Origin of the sequence: Streptomyces sp. NPDC096324 (genome assembly GCF_044763015.1) — a bacterium.
GTDB lineage: Bacteria > Actinomycetota > Actinomycetes > Streptomycetales > Streptomycetaceae > Streptomyces.
On the sequence record NZ_JBIWFK010000007.1, the window covers coordinates 165,718 to 189,565 of the forward strand.

At 72.1% G+C, this 23,848-nt stretch carries 21 protein-coding genes and 1 riboswitch; of the genes, 10 read left to right on the plus strand and 11 right to left on the minus strand.

Annotated features, from left to right (window positions below; genetic code table 11):
• Positions 1-147 precede the first annotated feature (147 nt).
• Both ACIQ7M_RS20645 and ACIQ7M_RS20650 read left to right on the plus strand, forming a co-directional pair.
• Positions 148-801, plus strand: a complete 654-nt coding sequence (locus ACIQ7M_RS20645) for a rhomboid-like protein (RefSeq protein WP_386985882.1) — start codon at positions 148-150, stop codon at positions 799-801.
• A gap of 9 nt (positions 802-810) precedes the next feature.
• The gene (locus tag ACIQ7M_RS20650; RefSeq protein ID WP_403646252.1) at positions 811-2,217 is read left to right on the plus strand and encodes an NAD(P)/FAD-dependent oxidoreductase; all 1,407 of its coding nucleotides are present in this window, start codon (positions 811-813) and stop codon (positions 2,215-2,217) included.
• A 22-nt stretch (positions 2,218-2,239) separates the two neighbouring features.
• On the opposite strand, the gene ACIQ7M_RS20655 is transcribed toward ACIQ7M_RS20650, so the two are convergent.
• The 3 genes from ACIQ7M_RS20655 to ACIQ7M_RS20665 all read right to left on the minus strand — a co-directional run bounded on the left by ACIQ7M_RS20655 (position 2,240) and on the right by ACIQ7M_RS20665 (position 6,066).
• Positions 2,240-3,739, minus strand: a complete 1,500-nt coding sequence (locus ACIQ7M_RS20655; RefSeq protein ID WP_403646255.1) for an MFS transporter — start codon at positions 3,737-3,739, stop codon at positions 2,240-2,242.
• 80 nt (positions 3,740-3,819) lie between these two features.
• Entirely contained in the window at positions 3,820-4,800 is a 981-nt protein-coding gene (locus ACIQ7M_RS20660; RefSeq protein ID WP_403646257.1) for a zinc-binding dehydrogenase, read from the minus strand.
• A gap of 99 nt (positions 4,801-4,899) precedes the next feature.
• Complete coding sequence (locus ACIQ7M_RS20665) at positions 4,900-6,066, minus strand: NAD(P)-binding protein (RefSeq protein WP_403646260.1); 1,167 nt, start codon at positions 6,064-6,066, stop codon at positions 4,900-4,902.
• 192 nt (positions 6,067-6,258) lie between these two features.
• Between ACIQ7M_RS20665 and ACIQ7M_RS20670 the strand changes: the two genes are divergently transcribed.
• Entirely contained in the window at positions 6,259-6,966 is a 708-nt protein-coding gene (locus ACIQ7M_RS20670) for a pentapeptide repeat-containing protein (RefSeq protein ID WP_403646263.1), read from the plus strand.
• Between the two features lie 131 nt (positions 6,967-7,097).
• Positions 7,098-8,051 carry a hypothetical protein gene (locus ACIQ7M_RS20675; RefSeq protein WP_403646266.1) on the plus strand — a complete coding sequence of 318 codons (954 nt, stop codon included), beginning with the start codon at positions 7,098-7,100 and terminating at the stop codon, positions 8,049-8,051.
• Between the two features lie 25 nt (positions 8,052-8,076).
• Here the strand turns inward: ACIQ7M_RS20675 and ACIQ7M_RS20680 are convergent, their stop codons facing one another.
• Positions 8,077-8,577 (minus strand): hypothetical protein, encoded by a 501-nt coding sequence (locus tag ACIQ7M_RS20680; protein WP_355763266.1) that lies wholly within the window; start codon positions 8,575-8,577, stop codon positions 8,077-8,079.
• Positions 8,578-9,079: 502 nt separating this feature from the next.
• Here ACIQ7M_RS20680 and ACIQ7M_RS20685 point away from each other — a divergent pair.
• On the plus strand, positions 9,080-10,489 hold the full coding sequence (locus tag ACIQ7M_RS20685) for a M1 family metallopeptidase (protein ID WP_403646269.1): 1,410 nt from the start codon (positions 9,080-9,082) through the stop codon (positions 10,487-10,489).
• Positions 10,490-10,561: 72 nt separating this feature from the next.
• On the opposite strand, the gene ACIQ7M_RS20690 is transcribed toward ACIQ7M_RS20685, so the two are convergent.
• Positions 10,562-11,137, minus strand: coding sequence for a TerD family protein (locus ACIQ7M_RS20690; RefSeq protein ID WP_266399397.1), 576 nt, complete (start codon positions 11,135-11,137; stop codon positions 10,562-10,564).
• Between the two features lie 214 nt (positions 11,138-11,351).
• Here ACIQ7M_RS20690 and arfB point away from each other — a divergent pair, with 214 nt between their 5' ends.
• Positions 11,352-11,780: an alternative ribosome rescue aminoacyl-tRNA hydrolase ArfB gene (gene arfB / locus ACIQ7M_RS20695; RefSeq protein ID WP_355763260.1), complete on the plus strand. Its 429-nt coding sequence runs from the start codon at positions 11,352-11,354 to the stop codon at positions 11,778-11,780.
• An 83-nt stretch (positions 11,781-11,863) separates the two neighbouring features.
• Here the strand turns inward: arfB and ACIQ7M_RS20700 are convergent, their stop codons facing one another.
• Positions 11,864-12,346 carry a flavin reductase family protein gene (locus ACIQ7M_RS20700; protein WP_355763358.1) on the minus strand — a complete coding sequence of 161 codons (483 nt, stop codon included), beginning with the start codon at positions 12,344-12,346 and terminating at the stop codon, positions 11,864-11,866.
• 509 nt (positions 12,347-12,855) lie between these two features.
• On the opposite strand from ACIQ7M_RS20700, the gene cdgB reads away from it, so the two are divergent.
• Positions 12,856-14,580, plus strand: a complete 1,725-nt coding sequence (gene cdgB / locus ACIQ7M_RS20705; protein WP_355763257.1) for a diguanylate cyclase CdgB — start codon at positions 12,856-12,858, stop codon at positions 14,578-14,580.
• A 117-nt stretch (positions 14,581-14,697) separates the two neighbouring features.
• A complete protein-coding gene (locus ACIQ7M_RS20710) occupies positions 14,698-15,660 on the plus strand; it encodes a CBM35 domain-containing protein (RefSeq protein WP_386985872.1) in 963 nt (320 codons plus the stop codon).
• Between the two features lie 119 nt (positions 15,661-15,779).
• On the opposite strand, the gene ACIQ7M_RS20715 is transcribed toward ACIQ7M_RS20710, so the two are convergent.
• From ACIQ7M_RS20715 to ACIQ7M_RS20725, 3 genes are all read right to left on the minus strand, one after another.
• A complete protein-coding gene (locus ACIQ7M_RS20715; RefSeq protein ID WP_403646274.1) occupies positions 15,780-16,709 on the minus strand; it encodes a 1-phosphofructokinase family hexose kinase in 930 nt (309 codons plus the stop codon).
• Positions 16,710-16,853: 144 nt separating this feature from the next.
• Positions 16,854-18,038, minus strand: coding sequence for an N-acetylglucosamine-6-phosphate deacetylase (gene nagA, locus ACIQ7M_RS20720; RefSeq protein ID WP_355775352.1), 1,185 nt, complete (start codon positions 18,036-18,038; stop codon positions 16,854-16,856).
• A 7-nt stretch (positions 18,039-18,045) separates the two neighbouring features.
• Entirely contained in the window at positions 18,046-19,041 is a 996-nt protein-coding gene (locus ACIQ7M_RS20725; protein WP_403646277.1) for an ROK family protein, read from the minus strand.
• A 361-nt stretch (positions 19,042-19,402) separates the two neighbouring features.
• Here ACIQ7M_RS20725 and ACIQ7M_RS20730 point away from each other — a divergent pair, with 361 nt between their 5' ends.
• Together ACIQ7M_RS20730 and otsB are read left to right on the plus strand one after the other, a co-directional pair.
• Positions 19,403-19,630 (plus strand): DUF3263 domain-containing protein, encoded by a 228-nt coding sequence (locus ACIQ7M_RS20730; protein WP_261701885.1) that lies wholly within the window; start codon positions 19,403-19,405, stop codon positions 19,628-19,630.
• A 193-nt stretch (positions 19,631-19,823) separates the two neighbouring features.
• The gene (gene otsB / locus ACIQ7M_RS20735) at positions 19,824-20,678 is read left to right on the plus strand and encodes a trehalose-phosphatase (RefSeq protein WP_403646281.1); all 855 of its coding nucleotides are present in this window, start codon (positions 19,824-19,826) and stop codon (positions 20,676-20,678) included.
• A gap of 317 nt (positions 20,679-20,995) precedes the next feature.
• Here otsB and ACIQ7M_RS20740 read toward each other — a convergent pair whose 3' ends face one another.
• Both ACIQ7M_RS20740 and ACIQ7M_RS20745 read right to left on the minus strand, forming a co-directional pair.
• Positions 20,996-22,456 carry a trehalose-6-phosphate synthase gene (locus ACIQ7M_RS20740; RefSeq protein WP_403646284.1) on the minus strand — a complete coding sequence of 487 codons (1,461 nt, stop codon included), beginning with the start codon at positions 22,454-22,456 and terminating at the stop codon, positions 20,996-20,998.
• A 78-nt stretch (positions 22,457-22,534) separates the two neighbouring features.
• Positions 22,535-23,479: a glucosyl-3-phosphoglycerate synthase gene (locus ACIQ7M_RS20745; protein ID WP_355766817.1), complete on the minus strand. Its 945-nt coding sequence runs from the start codon at positions 23,477-23,479 to the stop codon at positions 22,535-22,537.
• 205 nt (positions 23,480-23,684) lie between these two features.
• Positions 23,685-23,841: riboswitch (SAM riboswitch) on the plus strand.
• Positions 23,842-23,848: the final 7 nt, after the last annotated feature.

Genomic DNA, 23,848 nt, shown 5'->3' on the forward strand with positions numbered 1-23,848 from the left:
CGGCACCAGAGAGTAGCGAGGGCGGTTACGAACACCCGGTCGATTCGGCCATTTCACAGGTTCGTGTCGTGTACGCGAAGAAGCCCGGGCGGCTCGCCCGGAATGTCGATCACACAAGGGACACTCGTGGCATGGGTGAATCAGGCCATGCGGGGTGAACGGTTCTTCCACAGGGTGTGGATGTACGTGCGCGGTGCGCCGGGCACGTACATCTGGCTGACGATTCTCTTCATCACCACCGTGGCCCTGCACCACATGTCTCCGGATTTCGAAGAGGACTTCCTGCGGCAGCGCTCGACGAACATCCACGAGTTGTCGAGCAATCCGGTGCGGGTGCTGTTCGCGAGCGCGATGTGGATCGACGGCGGCCACTGGCTGCCGTACGCCGTCCTCTACACCCTCTTCCAGGCGCCCGCCGAACGCTGGCTGGGAACCGCCCGCTGGCTCGCGGTCAACGCGGCCGCGCACATCCTGTCGACGCTGGTCAGCGAGGGTGCCCTGCTCTGGGCGATCGAACACGGCGTGGCACCGCACTCGGCGGTCGACACCCTCGACGTCGGGGTGAGCTACGCCCTGGCGGGGGTGGTCGGCGTGCTCACCTACCGGATCGCGGCCCCCTGGCGGTACGTGTATCTCCTGGCCGTCCTGGCGGCGTACGGGATTCCCTTCCTGATGGCCCGGACCTTCACCGATCTCGGGCATTTCACCTCCGTTCTCGTCGGGCTGGCCTGTTTTCCGCTGACCAGAGGGCGCGGAAAAGCATGGAATCCGAAGGAGACAGCCGACACCCGACGGAGTTAGCGTCCCGTCATGAGCAGCTCGGTGGGCAAGGTCGTGAACGGTGGCGTCTCCTTCTGGTACGCGGACGACGGTCTGCCCGCGCCGCGGGAGCCGCTGCCCGGCGACGCGACCGCCGACGTCGTCGTGGTCGGCGGCGGCTACACGGGACTGTGGACCGCGTACTACCTGAAGAAGGCGGCCCCCTCCCTGCGCGTCACCGTCCTGGAGCAGAAGTTCTGCGGCTACGGCGCCTCGGGCCGCAACGGCGGCTGGCTCTACAACGGCATCGCGGGCCGCGACCGGTACGCGGAGCTGCACGGCCAGGAGGCGGCCGTACGACTCCAGCGGGCCATGAACGCCACCGTGGACGAGGTCGTCCGGGTGGCCGCCGACGAGGGCATCGACGCCGACGTCCACCAGGGCGGAGTCCTGGAGGTGGCGTACACGCCCGCCCAGCTCGCGCGGCTCAAGGCCTTCCACGCGCACGAGCTGTCGTTCGGCGAGAAGGACCGCGAGCTGTACGGCGCGAAGGAGACCGCCGAACGGATCCGCGTCGCGGACGCGGTGGGCTCGACCTGGACCCCGCACGGGGCCCGGCTGCACCCGGTGAAGCTGCTCAAGGGCCTCGCCGCGGCCGTCGAGGCCCTCGGCGTCACCATCCACGAGCAGACCCCGGTGACCGAGATCCGCCCGCGGCAGGCGGTGACCCCGTACGGCACCGTCCGAGCCCCCTACGTCCTGCGCTGCACCGAGGGCTTCACCGCGAACCTCAAGGGCCAGAAGCGGACCTGGCTGCCGATGAACTCGTCCATGATCGCGACGGAGCCGCTGACGGACGGCCAGTGGGCGGAGATCGGCTGGGAGGGCCGCGAGACGCTCGGCGACATGGCCCACGCGTACATGTACGCCCAGCGCACCGCCGACGGCCGTATCGCGCTCGGCGGCCGCGGTGTCCCGTACCGCTTCGGCTCGCGCACCGACAACGACGGCCGCACCCAGCAGCCCACCATCGACGCCCTGTACGAGATCCTCGTCCGCCTCTTCCCGTCGCTGACCGGCGTCCAGGTCTCCCACGCCTGGTCGGGCGTGCTGGGTGTCCCGCGCGACTGGTGCGCCACCGTCACCCTGGACCGCTCGACGGGTCTCGGCTGGGCCGGCGGCTACGTCGGCTCCGGTGTCGCCACCACCAACCTCGCGGCCCGCACCCTGCGCGACCTCGTGCGGCAGGACTCGGGCCTGGCGGGCGCGACCGAGCTGACCGCCCTGCCCTGGGTCGGCCACGAGGTCCGCAAGTGGGAACCGGAGCCCTTCCGCTGGATCGGCGTCCACGGCATGTACGCGACCTACCGCACGGCCGACCGCCGCGAACGGACCACCCACAGCGCGGAGTCGTCCCGGCTGGCCCGGATCGCCGACCGGGTGGCGGGGCGCCACTGACCCCGGGCGCCCCCGCCCGGCGTCAGCCCACCGACTCCGGGACCGCCGCGCCCGTCGTCGCGTGCCGGGGCGCCTTGGCCGTGACCATGAGGCCCGCGACCAGACCGGCCAGGAGCATGATGCCGGCGGCCCACCAGATGGCCACGGTGTAGCCGTGGACCGTGCCCTCGCGGACGATCAGCGCCTTCTGCGCGGGATCGCGGAGATGGGCGGCGATGTAGGCGGTGCTGCTCGTGGTCGCGATGGTGTTCAGCAGCGCCGTGCCGATCGAACCGCCGACCTGCTGCGAGGTGTTGACCGTCGCGGAGGTCACGCCCGCGTCCTGCGGGGCGACCCCCGCCGTGGCGGTGGCGAAGACCGGCATGAAGGTCAGGCCCATGCCCAGGCCCAGCAGGAGCAGTCCGGGCAGCAGCTCGCTCGCGTACGCGGAGTCGACGGTGAGCTGGGTGAAGAACAGCATGCCGCCGGCGGCCAGGATCATGCCCGGCACCATCAGCATGCGCGGGGCCACGCGGGGCAGCAGCCGCGCCGAGATCTGCGTCGAACCGATGATGATGGCGACGGTCAGCGGCAGGAAGGCGAGCCCCGTCTTCAGCGGCGAGTACCGCAGGACGACCTGGAGGTAGTAGGTCATGAACAGGAACACGCCGAACATGCCGATGACGGCGAACCCCATCGTCAGGAAGCAGCCGGCGCGGTTGCGGTCCTTGACGATGTGCAGCGGCAGGAGCGGGCTGGGCGCCCTGTTCTGCCACCACACGAACGCCACCAGCAGGGCCACCCCGCCCGCGAAGAGGGCCAGCACCAGAGCGTCCGTCCAGCCGCGCGACTCCGCCTCGCTGAACCCGTAGACGATCGCCACCAGCCCCCCGCAGCCCAGCACCGCGCCGGGCACGTCGAGCCGGACGTTCTTGTGGCCGGGACGGTCGCGCAGCAGTCCGAACGCGCCGAAGACCGCGATGACGGCGATGGGGATGTTGACGTACAGACACCAGCGCCAGTTCAGGTACTCCGTCAGCAGGCCGCCGACGATGAACCCGATCGCCGCGCCCGAGCCCGCAAGCGCCCCGTAGATGCCGAACGCCTTGCCGCGCTCCTTCGGATCGGTGAAGGTCGTGGTCAGCAGGGACAGCGCGGAGGGGGCGAGCAGGGCGGCGAAGGCGCCCTGGAGGGCGCGGGCGCCGAAGAGCATGCCGGACGTGGTGGCCGCGCCGCCGAGACCCGACGCCAGGGCGAAGCCGATCAGTCCGATGACGAACGTGCGTTTGCGTCCGACGAGGTCGGCGACGCGCCCGCCGAGCAGCAGCAGCCCGCCGAACGCCAGCGTGTAGGCGGTGATGACCCACTGCCGGTTGCCGTCGGATATGCCGAGATCGCGTTGAGCGGAGGGGAGCGCGATGTTCACGATCGTCGCGTCCAGCACCACCATGAGCTGGGCCAGCGCGATGACGACCAGCGCCCACCAGCGATGGGGGTCGGGACCCACGGGCGCTTCTGGTTCACCTGTCCGGGTGACACTCATTCGCTCAGAAGACCATGAAACGGAATGAGTCGCATCTTTGGGCGATTTCGCTTCGTGGGACGCGTCGTGCCTGCTCGTGGTCATGGTTCCAGCACCACCTTTCCGGTCGTGGCCCTGTTCTCCAGGGCCCGGTGCGCCGAGGCGGCCTCGGCGAGGGGGAACCGGGTGACGGCCGGGACGAGCCGCCCGGCGGCGGCCGCGGCCAGGGCCCGCAGTTCCAGGGTCCGCACGGGATCGGGTCCGCCCGCCCTGCGCATCATCACGGGGCCGAGCACCTGCTCGGACACCCCCTCCACGAGGTACGGGGAACCGCCGCCGACGCCCGCGCCGGACCAGCCGAAGACGAGATGCCGGCCGCCGGGGCCGAGCAGCTCGACGGCCTCCCGGGCCACGTCGCCGCCGACCCCGTCGAGCACGACCGTCGCCGCCCGGCCGCCGAGGTGCGCGCGGACCTTCTCCGGCCAGCCGGGATCGGTGTAGTCGACGGCCGGATCGGCGCCGTTGGCGCGGGCCAGCGCCACCTTCTCGGGGCCGCCCGCGAGACCCACCACCGTCGCTCCCGCGTGGTGCGCGTACTGCACGAGGAGCGTGCCGACGCCGCCCGCCGCCGCGGGCACGACGACCACGGAGGACGGGCCGAACTCGGCGAACTGCACGATCCCCATGGCCGTACGACCCGTCCCGATCATGGCGACGGCCTCGGCGAAGTCGAGATTCCCGGGAATGTCGTGGAGGCGCTCGACGTCCGTGACCGCCAGCTCGGCGTAGCCGCCCGGGGCGAACCCGAGATGGGCGACGACGCGCCTGCCGAGCCAGAGCCCGGCGACGCCCTCACCGAGCGACTCGACGGTCCCGGCGACCTCACGGCCCGGGACGGTCGGCAGGACGGGCTGGGGGACCGGACCGCCCCGCATGCCCGCGCGCAGGGCGGTGTCCAGGAGGTGGACGCCCGCGGCGGCCACGGCGATCCGGACCTGGCCGGGCCCCGGCTCGGGGTCCTCGGTCCGTTCGAGGACGAGGTTCTCGGCGGGGCCGAAGGCGTGCAGTCGGATCGCGTGCATCGAAGGCTCCTCGGGCTGCGGGATCTGCGGGGATCCGCGGGATCTACGGGGATCTGCGCGATCCGTGGCATCCGCGGATCGCGTTACCAGGGTTCAACCTCAAGCTCGCTTGAGGTCAAGGCGCTCCCGGATGCCCAGGGCCAGCGACACGGCCTCCATCGCGCTGTTGAAGGACACCTCCGAGAGCACCCCGGGAGCCGCGACCTGGTCGCCCACGAGATAGACGCCGTCCCCCCGGTCGATGCGCGGACGGTCCCGCCAGGTCGTACCGGGCAGGTCGACCGCGCCCGTACGGCCGTTCGCCACGCTCGTACGCCGCCAGGTGACCCGCTCGCGCCAGCCCTCGAAGGCGAGGTCGAGCAACCGCTCGGCACGGGCGGCGCCGTGCGCCCCGGTCTCTCCCGGGGCGATCGGGATCTGCCCCTGGAGGAGCTGCTCACCGGCCGGGGCGAGGGTGCGGTCCCGGGCGGTGAAACGCTCGATCCAGCCCGGGGCGTCCAGGTCGGAGACGGCGAACGCGTCCCCGCGGCGGGTGCGCAGCGCCAGGTCGACGAGGGCCGTACGGCCGCTCGGCCAGGTCAGCGAGTCGTCCTTCAACAGACGGCGGGCCGAGTCGAGCGAGGTGGCGACGACGACCGGACCCCGGCCGGCGGGGACGGTGTCCACCCGGGCCAGCGTCTCCATCCGCACGCCGAGGTTCCACGCCCGCCCCGCCATCCGGTCGATGACGTTGGCCCAGCCGCCCCGGGGGCAGTGCACCTCCGTCGGCACCTTCATGGCCCGGCGCAGCCGCTGTTGCACGAACGCCGCCGACAGCGAACCGGGATCGTGGTGGAAGAGGGCGACGGCCGAGTAGTGGGCCGCGGCCCGCGCGCCCTCCTCCCCGGCCTGTCCGGTCGCCCAGGTCAGGAAGTCGACGTCCGCCGGGGCCTGCTGGCAGGAGCGTCGCAGCAGTTTCAGCATCGCGAAGGGCGGGGTGCGGCGCAGCACGCCCTTGTGCCGCAGCCGCAGCCGGGCGGCCTCCAGGGGCGGGATCGGGGCGAGCGCCCCGACCAGGTCCCGCTGGGCGAGCCAGGTCCAGTGCGGGCCCGCGCTGTAGAGGGCGTGCGGTCCCTCGTTCGTCCGGTACGGCCCCTCGGCGGTCCTGGCCCGTCCGCCGAGGGTGTGGTGGGCCTCGTACACGGTGACCTCGGCGCCCGCCTCGGCGGCGGTGATGGCGGCGGTGAGTCCGGCGAAGCCGCCGCCGATGACGGTGATGCGGTGCATGGCTGGAGGTCTCCTCTGCTCGGTGTCGGCTGTCCCGCTCCCGGAGGCGCGGCGGTGCTGTGACGACAGGCCTTTCCGTGACTACGACGGGACGCGGGCCGGGAATGTGACATGCGGGGCGTTCTCGCAGGCCACGGCACCCGGCGTCGCGGTCCGGCGCCCGATGTCGGTGGGGGCGGGCAGGATGGGGGCATGGCGAGGAGAGTGGCGGGCGGACGCGGCGGGACGGGTGCGAAGGCGCCGGGGGCGGGGCCGAGGGCGGCACGGCGGCCGGAGCTGCGGCTGCCCCCGCTGGAGCCCTACGACGGGGCGGAGCTGGAGCCGGACGGCGACTACGACGGGCTGGAGTTCCGGGACGCGGACTTCGCCGGGCAGGACGGCGGGGGAGCCCGCTTCATGGACTGCGCGCTGACGGGCTGCGCGCTCGACGAGACGCGGCTGCACCACGCGCGCGTGCTGGACTCGGTCCTCACGGGCATCCGGGGGGTCGGCACCGATCTCGCGGAGTCGACGCTGCGCGACGTCGAGCTGATCGACGCCCGCCTCGGCGGGGTGCAGCTCCACGGCTCCGTCCTGGAGCGGGTGGTCGTGCGCGGCGGGAAGATCGACTATCTGAATCTGCGAAAGGCGAGACTCAAGGACGTCGTCTTCGAGGGCTGTGTCCTGGTCGAGCCGGACTTCGGCGGCGCCCGCCTGGAGCGGGTGGAGTTCGTGGACTGCGTCCTGAAGGGGGCGGACCTCACCGAGGCCACCCTCGTGGACGTGGACCTGCGCGCGGCGGCGGAGTTCGACATCGCGCGCGGAGTGGACCGGCTCGCGGGCGCGGTCATCAACACCCACCAACTCCTGGACCTCGCACCGGTGCTGGCGGCGGCGCTGGGGGTCAGGGTGGAGGGCTGACGTCCCGTGCCCCTGCCGGATCCACGGCAGGGGCCACCGGTCCGCCGACTCGTGGAAAACGGTGAACCGGCGCGGCCGCGGGTCCGTTGTGCTCCCTACACAGGGCCCCGGCACACGGAAGGAATTCTCGGATGCCACCCAAGAAGAAGACGCGGGACCGGGACATGGAGGCGCAGAACGCCTCGGGTTCGGACAACGAGGGTTCGAACGCGTCGGCCACCAGTGTCACCGATGTCCCCTTCGTCGCCGCCACCATCAACGGTCAGGGCGAACCCGGCGTTCTGCCCATCACCGCCCCCGCTCCGCCGAACATGACCGAGCTCCCCGAGCCGATCCACCCCGAGCGGGAACACGGCATCTACTTCCAGGACGGCGACCTCGTACCCCCGCAGTTCGTGGCGCAGGGGATGTCCGGACAGATCTACAACTACAGCCAGGCCGCGGGGGCATGGCTCAAGACGAAGGCGGAGCCGATCCTCTCGTTCGCGGCGAAGGCCCTCCCCCTCGCCACCCAGGTCGCCTCGACCTACACCGAGGGCGCCACGTCGGCCAACCTTCAGAAGGCGTCGACCTATCTCGCTGCGGTCGAAGCCGTGGGCAACATGGGCCACGCCGCCTACAAGGCCTACAGCGACCCCGGTACCAACCGGCTGGGGGCCGCGACCAGCGTGGCGGGCAGCCTGGCTTCCGTCGCCGGAACGGTGATGAGCGCGAAGGCGGCCGAGCCCGAGCGGACGCGTGAGCAGTTGCAACGGCTCACGACCCTGGGAGCGGCGTTCACCGCCGCGGGTGGGCTGACCAGCTTCACCCACCGCCCCACGCAGCAGAACTTCCTGCCGTACACCGAATCGCCGGCCACGAGCGCCGACGTCAGCGCACGGCAGGGCAACAGCGACACGAGCCTGTCCGCCGACACCTACGCCATGAACCCGCTCCCGACGTCCGGCTCGCCGGCCCTGACGAGCGTGGCCTCCCTGCGGTCACCGGGTGCGGTGACCTCCAGCACGTCCGCGGTGGCGACACCCTCGGCCGTTCCGGTGCCACCGCCGAAGGCCGTCACCAACCGCAACGGTCCGTCCACGTGACCGAGGGGCACTTGGCCGGGCCTGCTTAGGAGACGCGGGGGAAGCGGGCCTGGAGTGTCCAGATCGCGGGGTTCTCGGCGAGGTCCTCGTGCAGGTCGGTGAGGTCCGCGAGCAGGTCGTGCAGGAAGTCGCGGGCCTCGCGGCGGAGCTCGGTGTGGGAGAAGGTCAGCGGCTCCTCGTCGCCCGGCATCCAGTCGGCCTCGATGTCCACCCAGCCGAAGCGGCGCTCGAAGAGCATGCGGTCGGTGGACTCCGTGAAGTCCAGCTCCGCCTGCTGGGGCCGGGAGGCCCGGCTGCCCATCGGGTCGCGGTCGAGCTGCTCCACGATGTCGCACAGCGCCCACGCGAAGTCGAGCACCGGCACCCAGCCCCAGCCCGTGGACACCTCCCGGTCCGTCTTGGTGTCGGCGAGGTACACGTCCCCGCAGAACAGGTCGTGCCGCAGCGCGTGGACGTCCGCGCGGCGGTAGTCGGTCTGCGGGGGGTCCGGGAAGCGGTTGGAGAGGGCGTAGCCGATGTCGAGCACGAGGTGATGGTGTCACGCCGGAGCCGCCCGCTTCCCGTGCGTCCGGGGTCGCCCGCTCTCGTGCGTCCGGGGCCGCCCGCTCTCGTGCGTCCGGGGTCGCCCGCTCTCGTGCGTCCGGGGTCGCCCGCTCTCGTGCGTCCGGGGTCGCCCGCTCCCGCACCTCCGGGGTCGCCTGTCTCCCGTGCGTCCGGGGCCGCCTGTCTGCCGTCAGTCCGAGGCCGACCGCATCCCGTCCGTCCCGGGCACCTGTTTCCGTCCGCCCGGGGCCGACCGCATCCCGTCCGTCCCGGGCACCTGTTTCCGTCCGCCCGGGGCCGTCCGCTTCCCGCCGTCCGAGGGCCGTTCGACGGCTGCCCCGGCCCGGTCGGCGGGAGGGCCGGGGCGGTGGTTTCCGGCCGACCGGGATCGCCTGGCGGCTGTTTCCGGCCCGGCCGGGGGCGTTGGGGACGTCAGGCCCCCGCACACCCCGCGCGGCGCGACCCCGCGGCCTAGGATCGCGGATGTGCCCCGATCTTCCGCCACCGTCCCCTTTGTCCTGGCTCTCGCGCTCGTCGCCGGGCTCACCGCCTGCGGCGGGGACGGCGTGCACGGGAAACCCGGCGCGGCCGGTGCCGGCGACCCGTACTTCCCGAAGATGGGCAACGGCGGGTACGACGTCACGCACTACGGACTCACCCTGTCCTACGACCCCGAGCGCAAGCGGCTGACGGGCACGGCCGAGATCACCGCGCGGGCCCTGCAGGACCTCAGCGCCTTCCATCTCGACCTGCTGGGGCTGCACGTCTCCGACGTCACCGTCGAGGGCCGCGGCGCCGGCTGGAGCCGGGCGGGCCAGGAGCTGACCGTGCGCCCGCGGGACGACCTCGACAAGGGCGAGACGTTCAGCACGACCGTCCGCTACTCCGGGACCCCCCGGACGATCACCGACGCCGACGCCTCCAAGGAGGGCTGGCTGCGCACGGCCGACGGCGCCCTCGGCCTCGGCGAGCCCACGGGTTCGATGACCTGGTTCCCCGGCGACCACCACCCCTCCGACAAGGCGGCGTACGACGTCAGGATCACCGTCCCGAAGGGCGTCCAGGCCATCTCCAACGGCGAGTTGACGAGCGAGTCCACCAAGGACGGCAGGACGACCTACGCCTGGCACACCGCCGAACCGATGGCGAGCTATGTGGCGACGCTCGCGATCGGCCGGTACGACATCACCCGCTCGACGGCGAGGAACGGACTGCCGGTCGACGTGGCGGTGGACCCGACCCAGAAGCAGGCGAGCGCGAAGGTGCTGGGGCGGATCCCCGAGATCATGGACTGGGAGGAGTACAACTTCGGCCCGTACCCCTTCTCCTCCACCGGCGCGATCGTGGACCGCCCCGACGACGTGGGCTACGCCCTGGAGACCCAGACGCGCCCCGTCTTCCCCGGCGCCCCCGACACCGGGACCCTGGTCCACGAACTGGCCCACCAGTGGTTCGGCGACTCGGTCACCCCGAAGTCCTGGCGGGACATGTGGCTCAACGAGGGGTTCGCCACCTACGCGGAGTGGCTGTGGCAGGAGGACCACGGCGGCGACTCGGCCGAGAAGATCTTCAACTCCCTCTACCGGGGCGACTACTACGAACCGGTCGACAGCGGCGAGGTCTGGGCCTTCCCGCCCGCGAACCCGCCCGGCGCGGCGCAGATCTCCGACCCGCCCGTCTACTACCGCGGCGCGATGGTCCTGCACAAGATCCGCCAACTCGTGGGCGACGACACCTTCTACGACATCGTCCAGGGCTGGGCCGCCACCCATCGGCACGCGAACGCGGACACGGCCGAGTTCACCGCGTACGTCGAGAAGGCCGCTCCGGACAAGGACTTCGGCGGGATCTGGAAGAACTGGCTGTACGGGGAGGGGAAGCCCGCCCACCCGTGAGCGCACGAGAGGAGCCCCCGGGCGAACCGCGGTCCGGGGGCTCCTCTCGAAGTGCGCCTGCGCGCTCGGCCGTCAGACGCTGACGCCGAAGTCCTGCGCGATACCGACGAGGCCCGAGGCGTAGCCCTGGCCGACCGCGCGGAACTTCCACTCCGCGCCGTTGCGGTAGAGCTCGCCGAAGACCATGGCGGTCTCGGTGGCCGCGTCCTCGGAGAGGTCGTAGCGGGCGATCTCGGCGCCGCCGGCCTGGTTCACGATGCGGATGTAGGCGTTGCGGACCTGGCCGAAGTTCTGCGAGCGGTTCTCCGCGTCGTAGATCGAGACCGGGAAGACGATCTTCTCGACGTCGGCGGGGAGGCCCGCCAGGTTGACGTTGATCGCCTCGTCGTCGCCGGCGCCCTCACCCGTGCGGTTGTCGCCGGTGTGGACGATGGTCTGGTCCGGGGTCTGCTTGTTGTTGAAGAACACGAAGTGGGCGTCCGAGTAGACCTTGCCCTGGGGGTTGACCGCGATGGCCGAGGCGTCGAGGTCGAAGTCGGTGCCCGTGGTGGTGCGGACATCCCAGCCGAGGCCCACGGTGACGGCGGTCAGGCCCGGAGCCTCCTTGGTGAGCGAGACGTTGCCACCCTTGGACAGGCTTACAGCCATTGTTGGGAGTCCCTTCCCTCGTGACGTACGGGCTTCGTACTGGGGACGAAGCTACCGTCACCCCTATGAACGCCAAGGGGGGTACCCGAGGTTCCGTCTGTCTTTACCTTTTTTACCGAGACTCCCCTCTTCACCCCGACACGGGCCGATGTTCACTCCGACAGGTGCCGAAAACCGGGTGACGCGGACCGGCCGGGCGGGCGACCATGAACACATGTCCGGTCCCTATGTCATCCGCGGCTCCGTCTCCCTGCCCGAGGCCGAGCTCATGTGGCGTTTCTCGCGCTCCGGCGGGCCGGGCGGGCAGCACGTGAACACCAGCGACTCGCAGGTCGAGCTCCGCTTCGACCTCGCGAACACCGAGGCGTTGCCGCCCGTGTGGAAGGAGCGTGCCCTCGCGAAGCTGGAGGGCCGTCTCGTCGACGGCGTCATCAGCGTGCGCTCCTCCGAGCACCGCTCCCAGTGGCGCAACCGTGAGACGGCGGCCGTGCGCCTCGCCTCCCTTCTCGCCGAGGCGACCGCGCCGCCGCCCAGGCCGCGCCGCGCCACCCGCATCCCCCGGGGCATCAACGAACGCCGGCTGCGGGAGAAGAAGGCCCGCTCCGAGACCAAGCGCGGCCGCACGGGCCGCGACTGGGGCTAGACCCTCACCGGGCGCCCCGCATCCCCTGCTTGTGGCCCGCCGGCGGCCGTCGTGGGGGCCGCCGGGCCCCGTTCCGGCCTGTCTCAGCCGAGCTGCCGGTAGCGGCCCTTGAAGTACGTCAGGGGCCCGCCGTCCGCGCTCGGCACCCGGGCCGTCAGGACACGGCCGATGACGAGGGTGTGGTCGCCCGCGGGGATCCGCTGCTCGGTGCTGCACTCCAGGGTGGCCAGGGCGCCGCCCACCAGGAGGGCGCCGGACGCCTCGCCGCGTACGTACGGGATGTCCTCGAAGAGGAGCCGGTCGCTGATGCGGCCCTTCATGGAGAACCGGCCGGCGATGTGGCGCTGGCTCTCCGCGAGCACGGAGACGCCCCACAGCGGCTGCTCGTCGAGCAGGTCGTCCATCCGGGACCCCTCGCGCAGGCTGACCAGGACGAGCGGCGGGTCCAGGGAGACGGACATGAACGCGGTCGCGGTCATGCCGATGTCCTCGCCGCGCGGCCCGTCCGGGGCCAGCGCGGGCTCGTGGGCGGTCACCAGGACCACACCCGCGGCCAGCCGGGTCATGGCGGCGCGGAACTCGTCGTTGCTCACCCCCTCAGCATGCACGGACGGGGTGGCGGGGAGGGCTGGGGAAGTCGTGAGCACGCCGAAACGCTAGTCTCCGCACCGCGGGCGCCGCATCGGACCTCGGCCCGATCCGGGACCTAGGTCCCGGGACGGAGGGAGAGGCCGTACCCTCGTCCGTACTCCTTCGGTGGGCACGGGGAGTGCACAGGTTCTGCACAGTCGTCGAATAATGCATTCGGCAAACGCACACTGAAATGCAGAAACTCCACTCAATTGCTCAGGTTCCGCTGTGACTTGAGTCACAGGAGCCATATTTTGTTGACCCTGTGTACCGAGTGGGGAGCGCGCTGTGATTCAGTGGCGGAGGCGTTGAGCGGGGAAGCTACCAAGCAGTACGGCGTGAAGGGGTTCGCGGGAGAGCGCCGGGCAGTCAGCACGGAACCGTAAGAGCACCCAGTACGCCGAGGGAACCCTGGAGTTGCTGCGAGGTCTCGAGGGGAGGGCGAATGGAGACCGAGTCGGAGCCCTACGTCCGTCTTGCGACCCTGAGGCAGCTTCATCAGGTGATGGCGGACATGAACACCGCGCGCAGCCTGGCGGACACGCTGCAGACCGTCGCCGACGGCGTCGTCACCGGGCTCGGCTACGAGCTGGCGTGCGTCAATCTCGTACGCCCCGACGGCGACCTCGTCGTCGCCGCCCTCGCCGGGAACCCGGCCGCCGAAGCCCTCATCACCGGCCGTGTCGGCTCCCGCACCTCCTGGGACCGCCGCCTCACCATGGGCGAGGCCTGGGGCGACCTGCGGTTCATACCGCACACCGAGGGCTGGGTCCTGGACGAGGACGATGTGCCGCAGTGGTACACCGACGGTCCCGCGCCCCGCTTCGAGGACGAGTGGCACCCCTCCGACCGCCTCTTCGCGCCGCTGTACACCCCGAGCGTCTCCGGCAGCGGCGGCAACCCCGGCGGCGGCCACGGCGAGCTGATCGGCGTGCTGTCGGTGGACCGGCCGCGCAACGGCCGCAAGCCGGGCGCCTGGGGCCGCGAAGCCCTCCAGATGTACGCCTTCCAGGCCGCCATCGCGATCAGCAATGCTCGTCTACGCGCGAATATGCAGCGCGCCCTGGTCCGCCTGGAACGTGAGCAGCAGGCCCTGCGCGCCAGCGAGGAGTCCTTCCGGCAGGCCTTCGAGTACGCCCCCTCCGGCATGGCCATCGCCGAGATGGGCGGCGACCAGCACGGCCGCATCCTGCGCACCAACGACGCCCTGTGCCGGCTCCTCGGCCGGCCCGCCTCCGCGATGCGCCGTTACTCCTTCTCCGACCTCGTGCACCCCGAGGACATCGGCACCCTGCTGCGGACCTCCGCCGAGGGCGGCCGGGCCGAGCTGCGGCTCGGGCGCCGCGACGGCACCTACGTCTGGGTCCACCTGCGCAACTCCGTCGTCGCGGACGCCGCCGACGGCCCGCGCTTCCTGCTCACCCACGTCGAGGACATAGAGGACCGCAAGCGCCGGGAGCTCCAGCTCGCGCACCGCGCCTCGCACGACGCGCTCACCGGGCTGCCGAACTCCGCCGAGCTGCGCTCCCGGCTCGGCGCCCGGCTGTGCCGGCGCCCGGCGTCCCTGCCGCCCGGCGTGGTCGCCTCGCTGGACGCCGCGTACGGCCACGGGGACTTCGCGGACCCGATGTCCGGCGAGTACGACGACACCGGCCACCCCGCCTACGACGGGAACGGCCACGGCTTCGACTTCCGGGCCGGTGCCGAGGCGTTCGAGGCCTTCGACCACCATGTGCACACCGTCGCCCCCGAGGGCGAGACCGACGACGGCACCAAGGGGCTCGCGGTGCTGTTCTGCGACCTCGACGGTTTCAAGTCGATCAACGACCGGTTCGGGCACAACGCGGGTGACGAGGTTCTCATCGAGGTCGCCCGCCGGCTCACCCACGGGGTCAGGGACGGCGACACGGTGGCCCGGCTCGGCGGAGACGAGTTCGTGGTGCTCGCCGACGGTCTCGGCCGGGCGGACGCCCAGGACCTCGCCGTACGCCTGAGGAACGCGATCATTCCTCCCATCAGGGTCGATGGACGGGCCGTCCGCGTGGGCGCCAGCTTCGGCATCGGGTGGGCCCACTGCGGAATGACGGCGGACGAGGTGTTGAAATCCGCTGACGAGCGGATGTACGTCGAGAAACGTTCTCGTCCCAAACAGCACCGGCGTGCGGGATAACACGCAGGTCAGTGCATCGATGCGGTGAAGGACCCCCGTTCGGCCCAGCGAAACCGGGTAGGCTCGCCATTCATTCGTGTACTGAGTCAGAACCGCACCCGCTGAGGAGACCAAGGGATGACGCCCGGCAACAACGGCGCGAGCACGCCCGAGGACGACGACCCGTTCGGCTATCTCTACGCCGACGGTCAGGCCAACGGAGCCACGCCGCCCTCTGGAGGCGGTGGCTACGGCTACCCGGGCTCGGTCAACCGGGTGCGGGCGGTCGGCGAGCGCAAGTACGGCCAGCAGACCGCTCAGAGCGCCTACGGTCAGCAGGCCACCACCCCGTACGGCCAGGTGCCGCAGCAGGGCGGCTACAGCCAGCCGAACGCGCACTACGGAGCCCCCGAGACCGTTCCCGGCGGCGCGCAGACCGCGCGGACGCCGATGCCCGGTCACGGCGACGGCGGCGGGCGCGGGAGCGGCCCGAACACCAAGGGTCTCCTCATCGGCGCGATCGCCGTGGTCGCCGCCGTGGTGATCGGCATCGCCATCGCCATGACGGGCGGCGGTGACGACGACAAGGGCGGCGACCAGGCGGGCACGACCCCGACGGCCTCCCAGAGCGCGGCGCCGACCCAGGAGGAGACGAAGGGCGCCGACAAGCCCAAGGATCTCCCCAAGCTCGACGCGAAGGCGCTGAACCTGGGCGCGGGCGTCACGACGGCGTCCGACATCAAGGGCGCCAAGGCGGACGGCGGGGTCTACGTCACGGGCTTCAACCACGTCGGCGCTTCGGTCGTCTGGAACGTCAGCGGCATCGAGAAGGCCGGCAAGTACACGCTGAACATCAACTACGGCGTGCCCGGCAAGGACGCCAACGCCACGCTCACGGTCAACGGCACGGCCCAGGACCGCCCCCTCAACATGAAGAACTTCGCCCACGCGGCGGAGGGCGACTATGAGAAGGGCTGGACCAACACCTGGGCGGACATCACGCTCAACAAGGGCACCAACACGATTCAGATCTCCTGCGGGGAGGGCAACCAGTGCGACGCGAACTTCGACCAGTTCTGGTTGGAATCCGGGTGGAAGTAGCCCACGGCCGGTAGACGAACGTCGAGGGGCGTCACGACAGCGGGACTGTCGTGGCGCCCCTCTTCCGTAAGTCGACGCCCTCTCCCGTGGGTCCGTCGGCGGGGATCACGTCACACGGTCTACGCCGCGGACGCCTCGCTCGTCACCGCCACCTGATCCGCCATGGCCTCGTACGTCGGGCGGTCGAACTCGCCCGCGGCCGGGGCCAGTACGGTCGCCGCGGACAGGGCCACGGCCCGTGCCAGCCGCTCCGGCCACGGCAGGTTCTCGACCAGCCCCGACAGCAGGCCCGCGACCGCCGAGTCGCCCGCGCCCGTCGGATTGCCGTGGACCCGGCGCGGGGGAGCGGCCCGCCAGCGGCCCGCCGCGTTCTCGACGAGGAGTCCCTCCGCGCCCAGGGAGGCCACGACGGTGTGGGCGCCGCGCCGGCGTGCCGAGCGGGTGGCCTGGAGCGGGTCGTGGGAGCCGGTCAGCTCGGCGAGTTCCTCGGCGTTCGGTTTGACGATGTCGGGGCGGGCGGCCACGCCCCGGCGCAGCGGTTCCCCGCTGGTGTCCAGCAGCACGGGGACGGCCGACGCGCGCGCGGTGCGGACGAGTTGGGCGTAGGCGCCGACCGGGACGCCCGGGGGCAGACTGCCGCACAGGGCCACCGCCGAGGCGGAGCGCAGCAGACGCTCGTACGTCTCCTGGAAGGCCGCCCACTCGGCGGGGGTTATCGCCGGTCCCGGTTCGTTGAGCTGGGTCGTGTCACCGGTCGTCGTGTCGACCACGGCTATCGTGCGGCGCGTCGGTCCCTCCACCGGGACGAGCGCGTCCACCACCCCGGCCGACTCGGCCAGTTGGTCCCGCACGATGCGGCCGGTCGCGCCGCCCGTGAACCCGGTGACCGTCACCTCGTGCCCGAGCGCGGCCAGCACGCGTCCCACGTTCAGGCCCTTGCCGCCCGGGCGTTCGGTCACCTCGCTCACCCGGTGCGAGCCGTGCGGGCGCAGGGACCGCACGCGATAGGTGATGTCGAGAGCGGTGTTCAGTGTGACCGTGAGGATCACCTGGGCCGACCTCCCCCGAAGAGTTCTGTGACGTGGGCGCCTGTCGGACGCCCGCCGGTGTTTCCGGAGGCTCGATCATGCCAAACACAACGGCGGTCGGCCCAGTCCCCCCGGGCCAACCGCCGTAAGCAACAAAGGTATGAATCACCCCAGTTGGGGATCGACCACCCATTCGCCGCCGCGCATGACGCCCTTGAGCGCGAAGTCGGCGTCGAGAACCACGAGGTCCGCGTCCTTGCCGGGCTCCAGGGAGCCCACGCGGTCGTACCGGCCCAGCAGGCGGGCGGGGTTGACGGAGAGAGCCGTGACGACGTCCTCGACCGGCAGCCGGTCGACCGTGACGGCGCGCTGGAACGCGCGGTCGAGGGTGAGCGTGGAGCCCGCGATCGAACCGCCCTCCACCAGGCGGGCGACGCCGTCGGCGACCTCGACCTCCAGGGGGCCGAGCATGTAGCGGCCGTCGCCGAAACCGGCCGCGTCCATCGCGTCGGTGATGAACGCGACCCGGCCGGGACCCGCGTGATGGAACGCCAGCTCCAGCGAGGCGGGGTGCAGATGCGTGCCGTCGTTGATCAGCTCGACCGTGATCCGCTCGTCCTCCAGGAGGGCGGCGATCGGGCCCGGCGTGCGGTGCCCGAGCGCCGGCATCGCGTTGAACAGGTGCGTCGCCACGGTCGCGCCCGCGTCGATGGCCGCCTTCGTCTGCTCGTACGTCGCGTCGGTGTGCCCGATCGCGGCGATCACCCCGTGCTCGGCGAGCAGCCGTACGGAGTCGAGGCCGCCCGGCAGTTCGGGGGCGAGCGTGACCATGCTGGCCCGGCCGCGGGCCGCGTCGATCAGCTTGCGGACGTCCGCGGGGTCGGGGTCGCGCAGCAGTTCCTCGGAGTGCGCGCCCTTGCGGCACGGCGAGATGAACGGGCCCTCGAAGTGGATGCCCGCGAGGTCGCCCTGCTCGACCAGTTCGGAGAGCATCCCGGCGCGCTCGGCGAGGCCGTGCATGTCGCCGGTGACGGTCGAGGCGACGACGGTCGTGGTGCCGTGCAGCCGGTGGGTGTGGATGCCCCGCAGGACGTCCTCGGTGGTTCCCGAGGTGAAGGACGCGCCGCCGCCACCGTGGTTGTGGAGGTCGACGAAGCCGGGGACCACCCAGTGGCCGGAGAGGTCCGTCACGGCCGCGTCCGCGGGCGCTGCCCCGTGGACTCCGTCGGGTCGCGTCTCGGAGGCACCCGCGCCGGCGATCCGCGAACCGTCGATGATCACGCGGCCGTCGTGCACGATCCCGGTGGGCAGCACCACCCGGGCGCCGGCGAGAACCTTGCTAGGGGCCATCGGGTGGTTACCTCCGGGGAGTCGTAGAAGTGGTGTTCAGGAGGTCCCGGGCGAGGAGCCCGGCACCGAGGCATCCGGCGGTGTCCCCGAGGGCGGCGGGGACGATGGACGGCAGTTTCTGGAACGTGACACGGCGTTCGACCGCGGCCCGCAGGGGTGTGAACAAGGTTTCCCCCGCCTCGGCGAGCCCGCCACCGATGATCAGGGTGCGCGGGTCCAGCAGGGTGAGCGCGGTGACCAGGCCGTCGGCGAGCGCGTCGACGGCCTCCTGCCAGACGGCCAGCGCCCTCGGGTCGCCCGACTCGACGGCCTTGGCGCAGTCCGCCGCGTCCGCCGCGGGGTCGCCGGACGCCTCGGCCCAGGCCTGGCTGACGGCCGCCGCGGAGGCGAACCGCTCCAGACAGCCGTGCTGCCCGCACGGGCACGGGGACCCGCCGGGCCGTACGACGATGTGGCCGATCTCGCCCGCGAAGCCGTGCGCGCCCTCCTCGACGCCGCCGTTGATGCCGATGGCGCCCGCGATGCCGGTGCCCAGCGGGACGAACAGGAAGCGGTCCGCTCCCCGTCCGGCGCCGATCCGGCCCTCCGCGAGGCCGCCGGTGCGCACGTCGTGCCCGAGCGCGACGGGGATGCCGCCGAGCCGTTCGCCGAGCAGCCGGCGCAGCGGGACGTCGCGCCAGCCGAGGTTGGCGGCGTAGACCGCGACGCCGTTCTGCGCGTCGACGATGCCGGGGACGGCGACGCCGGCGGCCAGCGCGCTCTCGCCGAAGTGCTCCTCGCCGTAGGCGCGCAGTTCGGCGGCGAAGTCGAGGATGTCCTCGACGACGGCGTCGGGCCCGCGCTCACGGCCGGTCGCCCGGCGGGCCTGGTACAGCAGCGCGGGGTGGCCGGATGCCCGCGGCCGCGGGCTGTCGGGGTGGTCCGGGGAGGGCTCGGTGTCCACCCCGACGAGGGCGGCCTTCATCCCGGTGCCGCCCACATCGAGGGCGATGACGTGTCTCACGGGGGACAGTGTCGCGCTTTACCCCTGGAAAGGTCTAGTCCACTCACGGGATGGAGACCTTGTATCCGCATTCCGAGACATGACCGGGGCCGCGGAAGGGTGCCATCGGGGCCACGGAGGGGTGTGATCGGGGCCGAGGACGGAGCCGGAGAGGGGGGCGAAGCGGGCGCGGAGGGAGTGGTGAGGGGGCGAAGAGGGGGCGAAGTGGGGCGTTGAGGGGTCCTGAGGGAGGGGCCGTGCCGGCCCCCGGCCCCCGGCCCCCGGCCCCCGGCCCCCGGCCCCCGGCCCCCGGCCCCCGGCCCCCGGGCCCGGGATGCCCCGGGCCCGGCGTCTGTCGGTGCCGGGGGCTACCGTGCTGTCCATGGAAGAGCTGCCCGCGCGCGAACGGAGCATTCTCGCCCTGGAGCGCCGCGGCTTCCCCGGCCCCGGCGCCAAGGAGCGCGCCATACGCGAACAACTGGGCCTGGCCCCGGTCCGCTACTACCAGCTCCTGAACGCCCTGCTGAACGACCCGCGCGCCCTCGCGCACGACCCCGTCACGGTGAACAGGCTCCGCCGGGTCCGCGAATCCCGCCGCGACGAACGCTGAGCACGGGCAGGATCCAGCCCCTCCGGCGTTTGAGGAGCGGGGCCCCGGGGGCAGCGCCCCCATACGGGTCGGGTAGGGGCGGAGGGGGCGAGAGAACGTCTTGGCGGGGCGGGATCCGGGCATTCAGGGGGGAGGGACGCCCGGCCGGGTGGAGTGGGGGGTGCGTCCGGCGCCGCCCGGATAGGGTCGGCCCATGGGCAGCCACCCCGAATCCAAGGACTCCTTGCCGACTCCGGTGACCCCCGCCGGGCGCGACGCTCTGGAAGCGATCCTCACGCGCCCCGCCCGGACGGTCGTCGCACTCGACTTCGACGGAACCCTCGCCCCCATCGTCCCCGACCCCGACCGGGCCCGCGCCCACCCCGACGCGGTCCCGGTGCTCGCCGCTCTCGCTCCCAAGGTCGCCTCCGTCGCCGTCGTCACCGGCCGCCCGGCGGGTGTCGCCGTGCGTCACGGAGGCTTCGCGGGCGTGGCGGGGCTGGAGCACCTGGTCGTCCTCGGCCACTACGGCGCGGAGCGCTGGGACGCGGTCAGCGGCACCGTCACCGCGCCCGCCCCGCACCCGGGCGTGGCCGCCGTCCGTGCCGAACTGCCGGGGTTCCTCGACGGGATCGGCGCCTGGCAGGGCACCTGGATCGAGGAGAAGGGCCGCGCGGTCGCCGTGCACACGCGCCGTGCCGCCGATCCGCAGGCCGCGTTCGAGGCGTTGCGGGAGCCGCTGGGTGAGCTCGCCGCCCGGCACGGGCTGATCGTCGAGCCGGGGCGCATGGTCCTGGAGCTGCGCCCGCCGGGCATGGACAAGGGCGTCGCCCTCATGGAGTACGTCCGGGAGGCCGGGGCCGAGGCCGTGCTGTACGCGGGGGACGACCTGGGTGACCTGCCCGCGTTCGCCGCCGTCGACAAGCTCCGCTCCGACGGGGTTCCCGGGCTTCTGGTGTGCAGCGGCAGTTCCGAGGTCGCCGAGCTGGCCGAACGCGCCGACCTGGTGGTCGACGGGCCCGCCGGGGTCGTCCGGCTGCTTGCCGCCATCGCGGCCCGACTCGCCTGACCCGGCCGGCTCGTCACCGGGGTGGGCCGGGGTGGGGGCAGGGCTTGTTTCGCCCCCTCCGCCCCTACCCGTCCCGTACCCGGGGCTCCGCCCCGGACCTTGCTCCTCAAACGCCGGAGGGGCTGAAACTTCCCCGGCCGGGGCTGGAACCGTCTGGACCCTGCACCCGCAGCCGGAATCCGGCGCGAGGGGACGTGCCGGTACATCGATGCCCGTCGCCACCGACGGTCACTCCTCATCCAACGGCGACGGGCTGATGCACCGGCACGGCCCCGACCCACCCACCGGCCGGACCCGCGACCGCCGCACGCTCCTCCTCAGCCCTCCAGCGCGTGCAGTTGGTCCAGGAACCACTGGGCCGGGGGGAGGGCGGTGGCCGCGGCGGACAGGCGTTTGGTGCGCTCCGCGCGTTCGCCGGGCTGCATGGTGAGCGCCTCGTGCAGCGCCCGCGCCGTCCCGGTGATGTCGTACGGGTTCACGGAGATCGCGTCCTCGCCCAGTTCCTCGTACGCCCCGGCCTCCCGGGACAGGACCAGCGCGCAGCCCTCGTCGGAGACGACCGGGATCTCCTTGGCGACGAGGTTCATGCCGTCCCTGATGGGATTGACGAGGGCGACGTCGGCGAGCCGGTAGGCGGCGAGCGAGCGCGCGAAGTCGTCCTTCACGTGCAGGACCACCGGGGTCCAGCCGGGCGTCCCGTACCGGGAGTTGATCTCGTCGGCCACGCGCTGCACCTCGGCCGTGTAGTCCCGGTAGACCGCGAGGTCCTGCCGTGACGGGTAGGCGAACGCCACGTGGACGACCCGCTCGCGCCACTCGGGGTGGTCGTCGAGGAGCTGCCGGTACGCCAGCAGCCCCCGCACGATGTTCTTGGACAGCTCGGTCCGGTCGACGCGCACGATCGTCCGCCGGTCCGCGCCGATCTCCTCGCGCAGCGCGGCCATCCGTTCCCCGACGTCCGCCCGGTGCGAGCGCTCGCGCAGGAACTCGGCGTCCGCGCCGAGGCCGTGCACGCCGACGCGGGTCTCGCGCACCGGTGGCCGGGCGCCGTCCAGGTGCTCGATCGCGTGGGAGGACCCGCCCGAGGGCCAGGTGGCCCGGTAGCGGCCGGCTTCGGTCCCCTCCGCGCAGCGCATGAAGGCGGTGGCCCACCGCCAGGTCAGGAAGGCCACCCGGTCCGCGCCGAGCATGCCCGCCATCAGCTCCGCGCGGATGTCGTCGGGGAGCATCCGGAAGTAGTCCTCGGGCGCCCACGGGGTGTGGGAGAAGTGACCGATGCGCAGGTCGGGGCGCAGCTCGCGGAGCATCCCGGGCACCAGGCACAGGTGGTAGTCCTGGACCAGCACGGCCGCGCCGTCGGCCGCCTCCTCGGCCAGCGCCTCGGCGAAGGCGCGGTTGTAGGTCCGGTACGACTCCCACTGGCGCCGGAACTCGGCGTCGAAGACCGGCTCCAGCGGGGTCTGGTAGAGCAGGTGGTGCACGAACCACAGCACGGAGTTGGCGATGCCGTTGTACGCGTCGGCGTGCGTGGCGGCGTCGATGGCCAGCATTCGTACGCCGTCCTCGTGGACTCCGCGCCGGACGGCCTCCCGGTCGCCGTCGCCGAGGGCGGAGCAGACCCAGAGGGCGCCCGCGTCCGGCCCGATCGCCGAGAGTCCCGAGACGAGACCGCCGCCGCCGCGTCTGGCGTGCAGCGAGTCGTCCTCCTGTACCTCGTAGGTGACCGGGCCGCGGTTGGAGGCGACCAGAATCCTGTGGGCACCGTGCGTTGAAGCCATGCCTCGAAACCTAGCCCCGTCTCGAAACGCTCAAACGCGCCCTTCGGCCGTATGCGATCGGCGGCCGTCGGCGCCGGACTACGCGGCTTTGCGCGTCTGGTACTCGGAGATTTCGCTCATCGGCGGCCTTTCCTCCGTGTCCACGGAGTACGTGCGCGGCCGGAAACCGTCGCGGTCGCGCTCGAACTGGGTGAGGGCGGGGCGGATCAGGTGCCCGCGCGCCAGCCGGAGCTGTGCGGTGCGGTAGATGGCGGCGGCCATGCGGCCGAGCGCCTGGCCGTCCTGGTGGCGGTGTTTGCGCACCCCGACGTCGACCTGGGCGAGGGCGTCGAGGCCCACCAGGTGCAGGGCGTCGACGAGCATGCCCAGTTCGACGCCGTAGCCGACGGGGAAGGGGAGCTGTTCGAGCAGCGAGCGGCGGGCCGCGTACTCGCCGCCGAGCGGCTGGACGAAGCCCGCGAGCTGCGGCCAGTGCATGTTCAGGAGCGGGCGGGCCATCAGCTCGGTGACCCGGCCGCCCTGCCCGCCGCCGCCGGCCAGCGGGCGGTCGTACATGGCCTTGACCAGGTCGACGCCGGGTTCGGTGAGCAGCGGGCCCACGATCCCGGAGACGAAGTCGGACGAGAACTCCTTGAGGTCCGCGTCGATGAAACAGACGATGTCGCCGCTCGTCACGAGCAGCGACCGCCACAGCACCTCGCCCTTGCCGGGCACGGCCGGGATCCGCGGGAGGATGTCGTCGCGGTGCACGACCCGCGCGCCCGCGGCGGCGGCGACCGCGGCGGTGCGGTCGGTCGAGCCGGAGTCGACGACGACGATCTCGTCGACGAGGGGCACCTGCTGCATCAGGTCGTGGCGGATGATCGCGACGATCTCGCCGACCGTCTCCTCCTCGTTGAGCGCGGGCAGCACGACACTCACCGTCGACCCGGTGACGCGTTTGGCTGCCATGATCCTGTGGAGCGGGCGGTCGGTCGCGGACCAGGAGCGTGTGCTCAGCCAGCTTTCGACTTCTCTCAGCACCGTCTGCGGCTCCTCACTGTCTGATCACACGCTCTCATCGGCGTGCCCGCTGCGGCCAGCGGCAGATCGATTGCCGTCGTCTCGCGGTTCGGACGACTATCTCAACTGTCCTGGCCTTCGGTTACAGTCTTGAACAACGCGCATGACCATCGCATGTCCTGGATCGTCGGCGCGTATCGTGTTCAACAGTTCAACAATCAAATACCGCTCATCCAGAGGGGCAGAGGGATACGGCCCGATGAAGCCCCGGCAACCCTCCAGCCGGTCTCGTACCGATCGATGTCGATCGCGTCGCGAGGCTCCCGGCTAGGGAAGGTGCCAAATCCGTCTCACGGCGAAGTGCGCCGTGAGGAAGATGAGGAGAAAGGG

Bases quoted from the DNA above. Each gene is read 5' to 3' on its own strand.
- ACIQ7M_RS20710 (WP_386985872.1), top strand. From the start codon at position 14,698: ATGACGCCCGGCAACAACGGCGCGAGCACGCCCGAGGACGACGACCCG.
- ACIQ7M_RS20665 (WP_403646260.1), bottom strand. From the start codon at position 6,066: ATGCACCGCATCACCGTCATCGGCGGCGGCTTCGCCGGACTCACCGCC.
- ACIQ7M_RS20675 (WP_403646266.1), top strand. From the start codon at position 7,098: ATGCCACCCAAGAAGAAGACGCGGGACCGGGACATGGAGGCGCAGAAC.
- otsB (WP_403646281.1), top strand. From the start codon at position 19,824: ATGGGCAGCCACCCCGAATCCAAGGACTCCTTGCCGACTCCGGTGACC.
- ACIQ7M_RS20660 (WP_403646257.1), bottom strand. From the start codon at position 4,800: ATGCACGCGATCCGACTGCACGCCTTCGGCCCCGCCGAGAACCTCGTC.
- ACIQ7M_RS20700 (WP_355763358.1), bottom strand. From the start codon at position 12,346: ATGACCCGGCTGGCCGCGGGTGTGGTCCTGGTGACCGCCCACGAGCCC.
- cdgB (WP_355763257.1), top strand. From the start codon at position 12,856: ATGGAGACCGAGTCGGAGCCCTACGTCCGTCTTGCGACCCTGAGGCAG.
- ACIQ7M_RS20740 (WP_403646284.1), bottom strand. From the start codon at position 22,456: ATGGCTTCAACGCACGGTGCCCACAGGATTCTGGTCGCCTCCAACCGC.
- nagA (WP_355775352.1), bottom strand. From the start codon at position 18,038: ATGGCCCCTAGCAAGGTTCTCGCCGGCGCCCGGGTGGTGCTGCCCACC.
- ACIQ7M_RS20655 (WP_403646255.1), bottom strand. From the start codon at position 3,739: ATGAGTGTCACCCGGACAGGTGAACCAGAAGCGCCCGTGGGTCCCGAC.
- ACIQ7M_RS20730 (WP_261701885.1), top strand. From the start codon at position 19,403: ATGGAAGAGCTGCCCGCGCGCGAACGGAGCATTCTCGCCCTGGAGCGC.
- ACIQ7M_RS20645 (WP_386985882.1), top strand. From the start codon at position 148: ATGCGGGGTGAACGGTTCTTCCACAGGGTGTGGATGTACGTGCGCGGT.
- ACIQ7M_RS20690 (WP_266399397.1), bottom strand. From the start codon at position 11,137: ATGGCTGTAAGCCTGTCCAAGGGTGGCAACGTCTCGCTCACCAAGGAG.
- ACIQ7M_RS20650 (WP_403646252.1), top strand. From the start codon at position 811: ATGAGCAGCTCGGTGGGCAAGGTCGTGAACGGTGGCGTCTCCTTCTGG.
- ACIQ7M_RS20670 (WP_403646263.1), top strand. From the start codon at position 6,259: ATGGCGAGGAGAGTGGCGGGCGGACGCGGCGGGACGGGTGCGAAGGCG.
- arfB (WP_355763260.1), top strand. From the start codon at position 11,352: ATGTCCGGTCCCTATGTCATCCGCGGCTCCGTCTCCCTGCCCGAGGCC.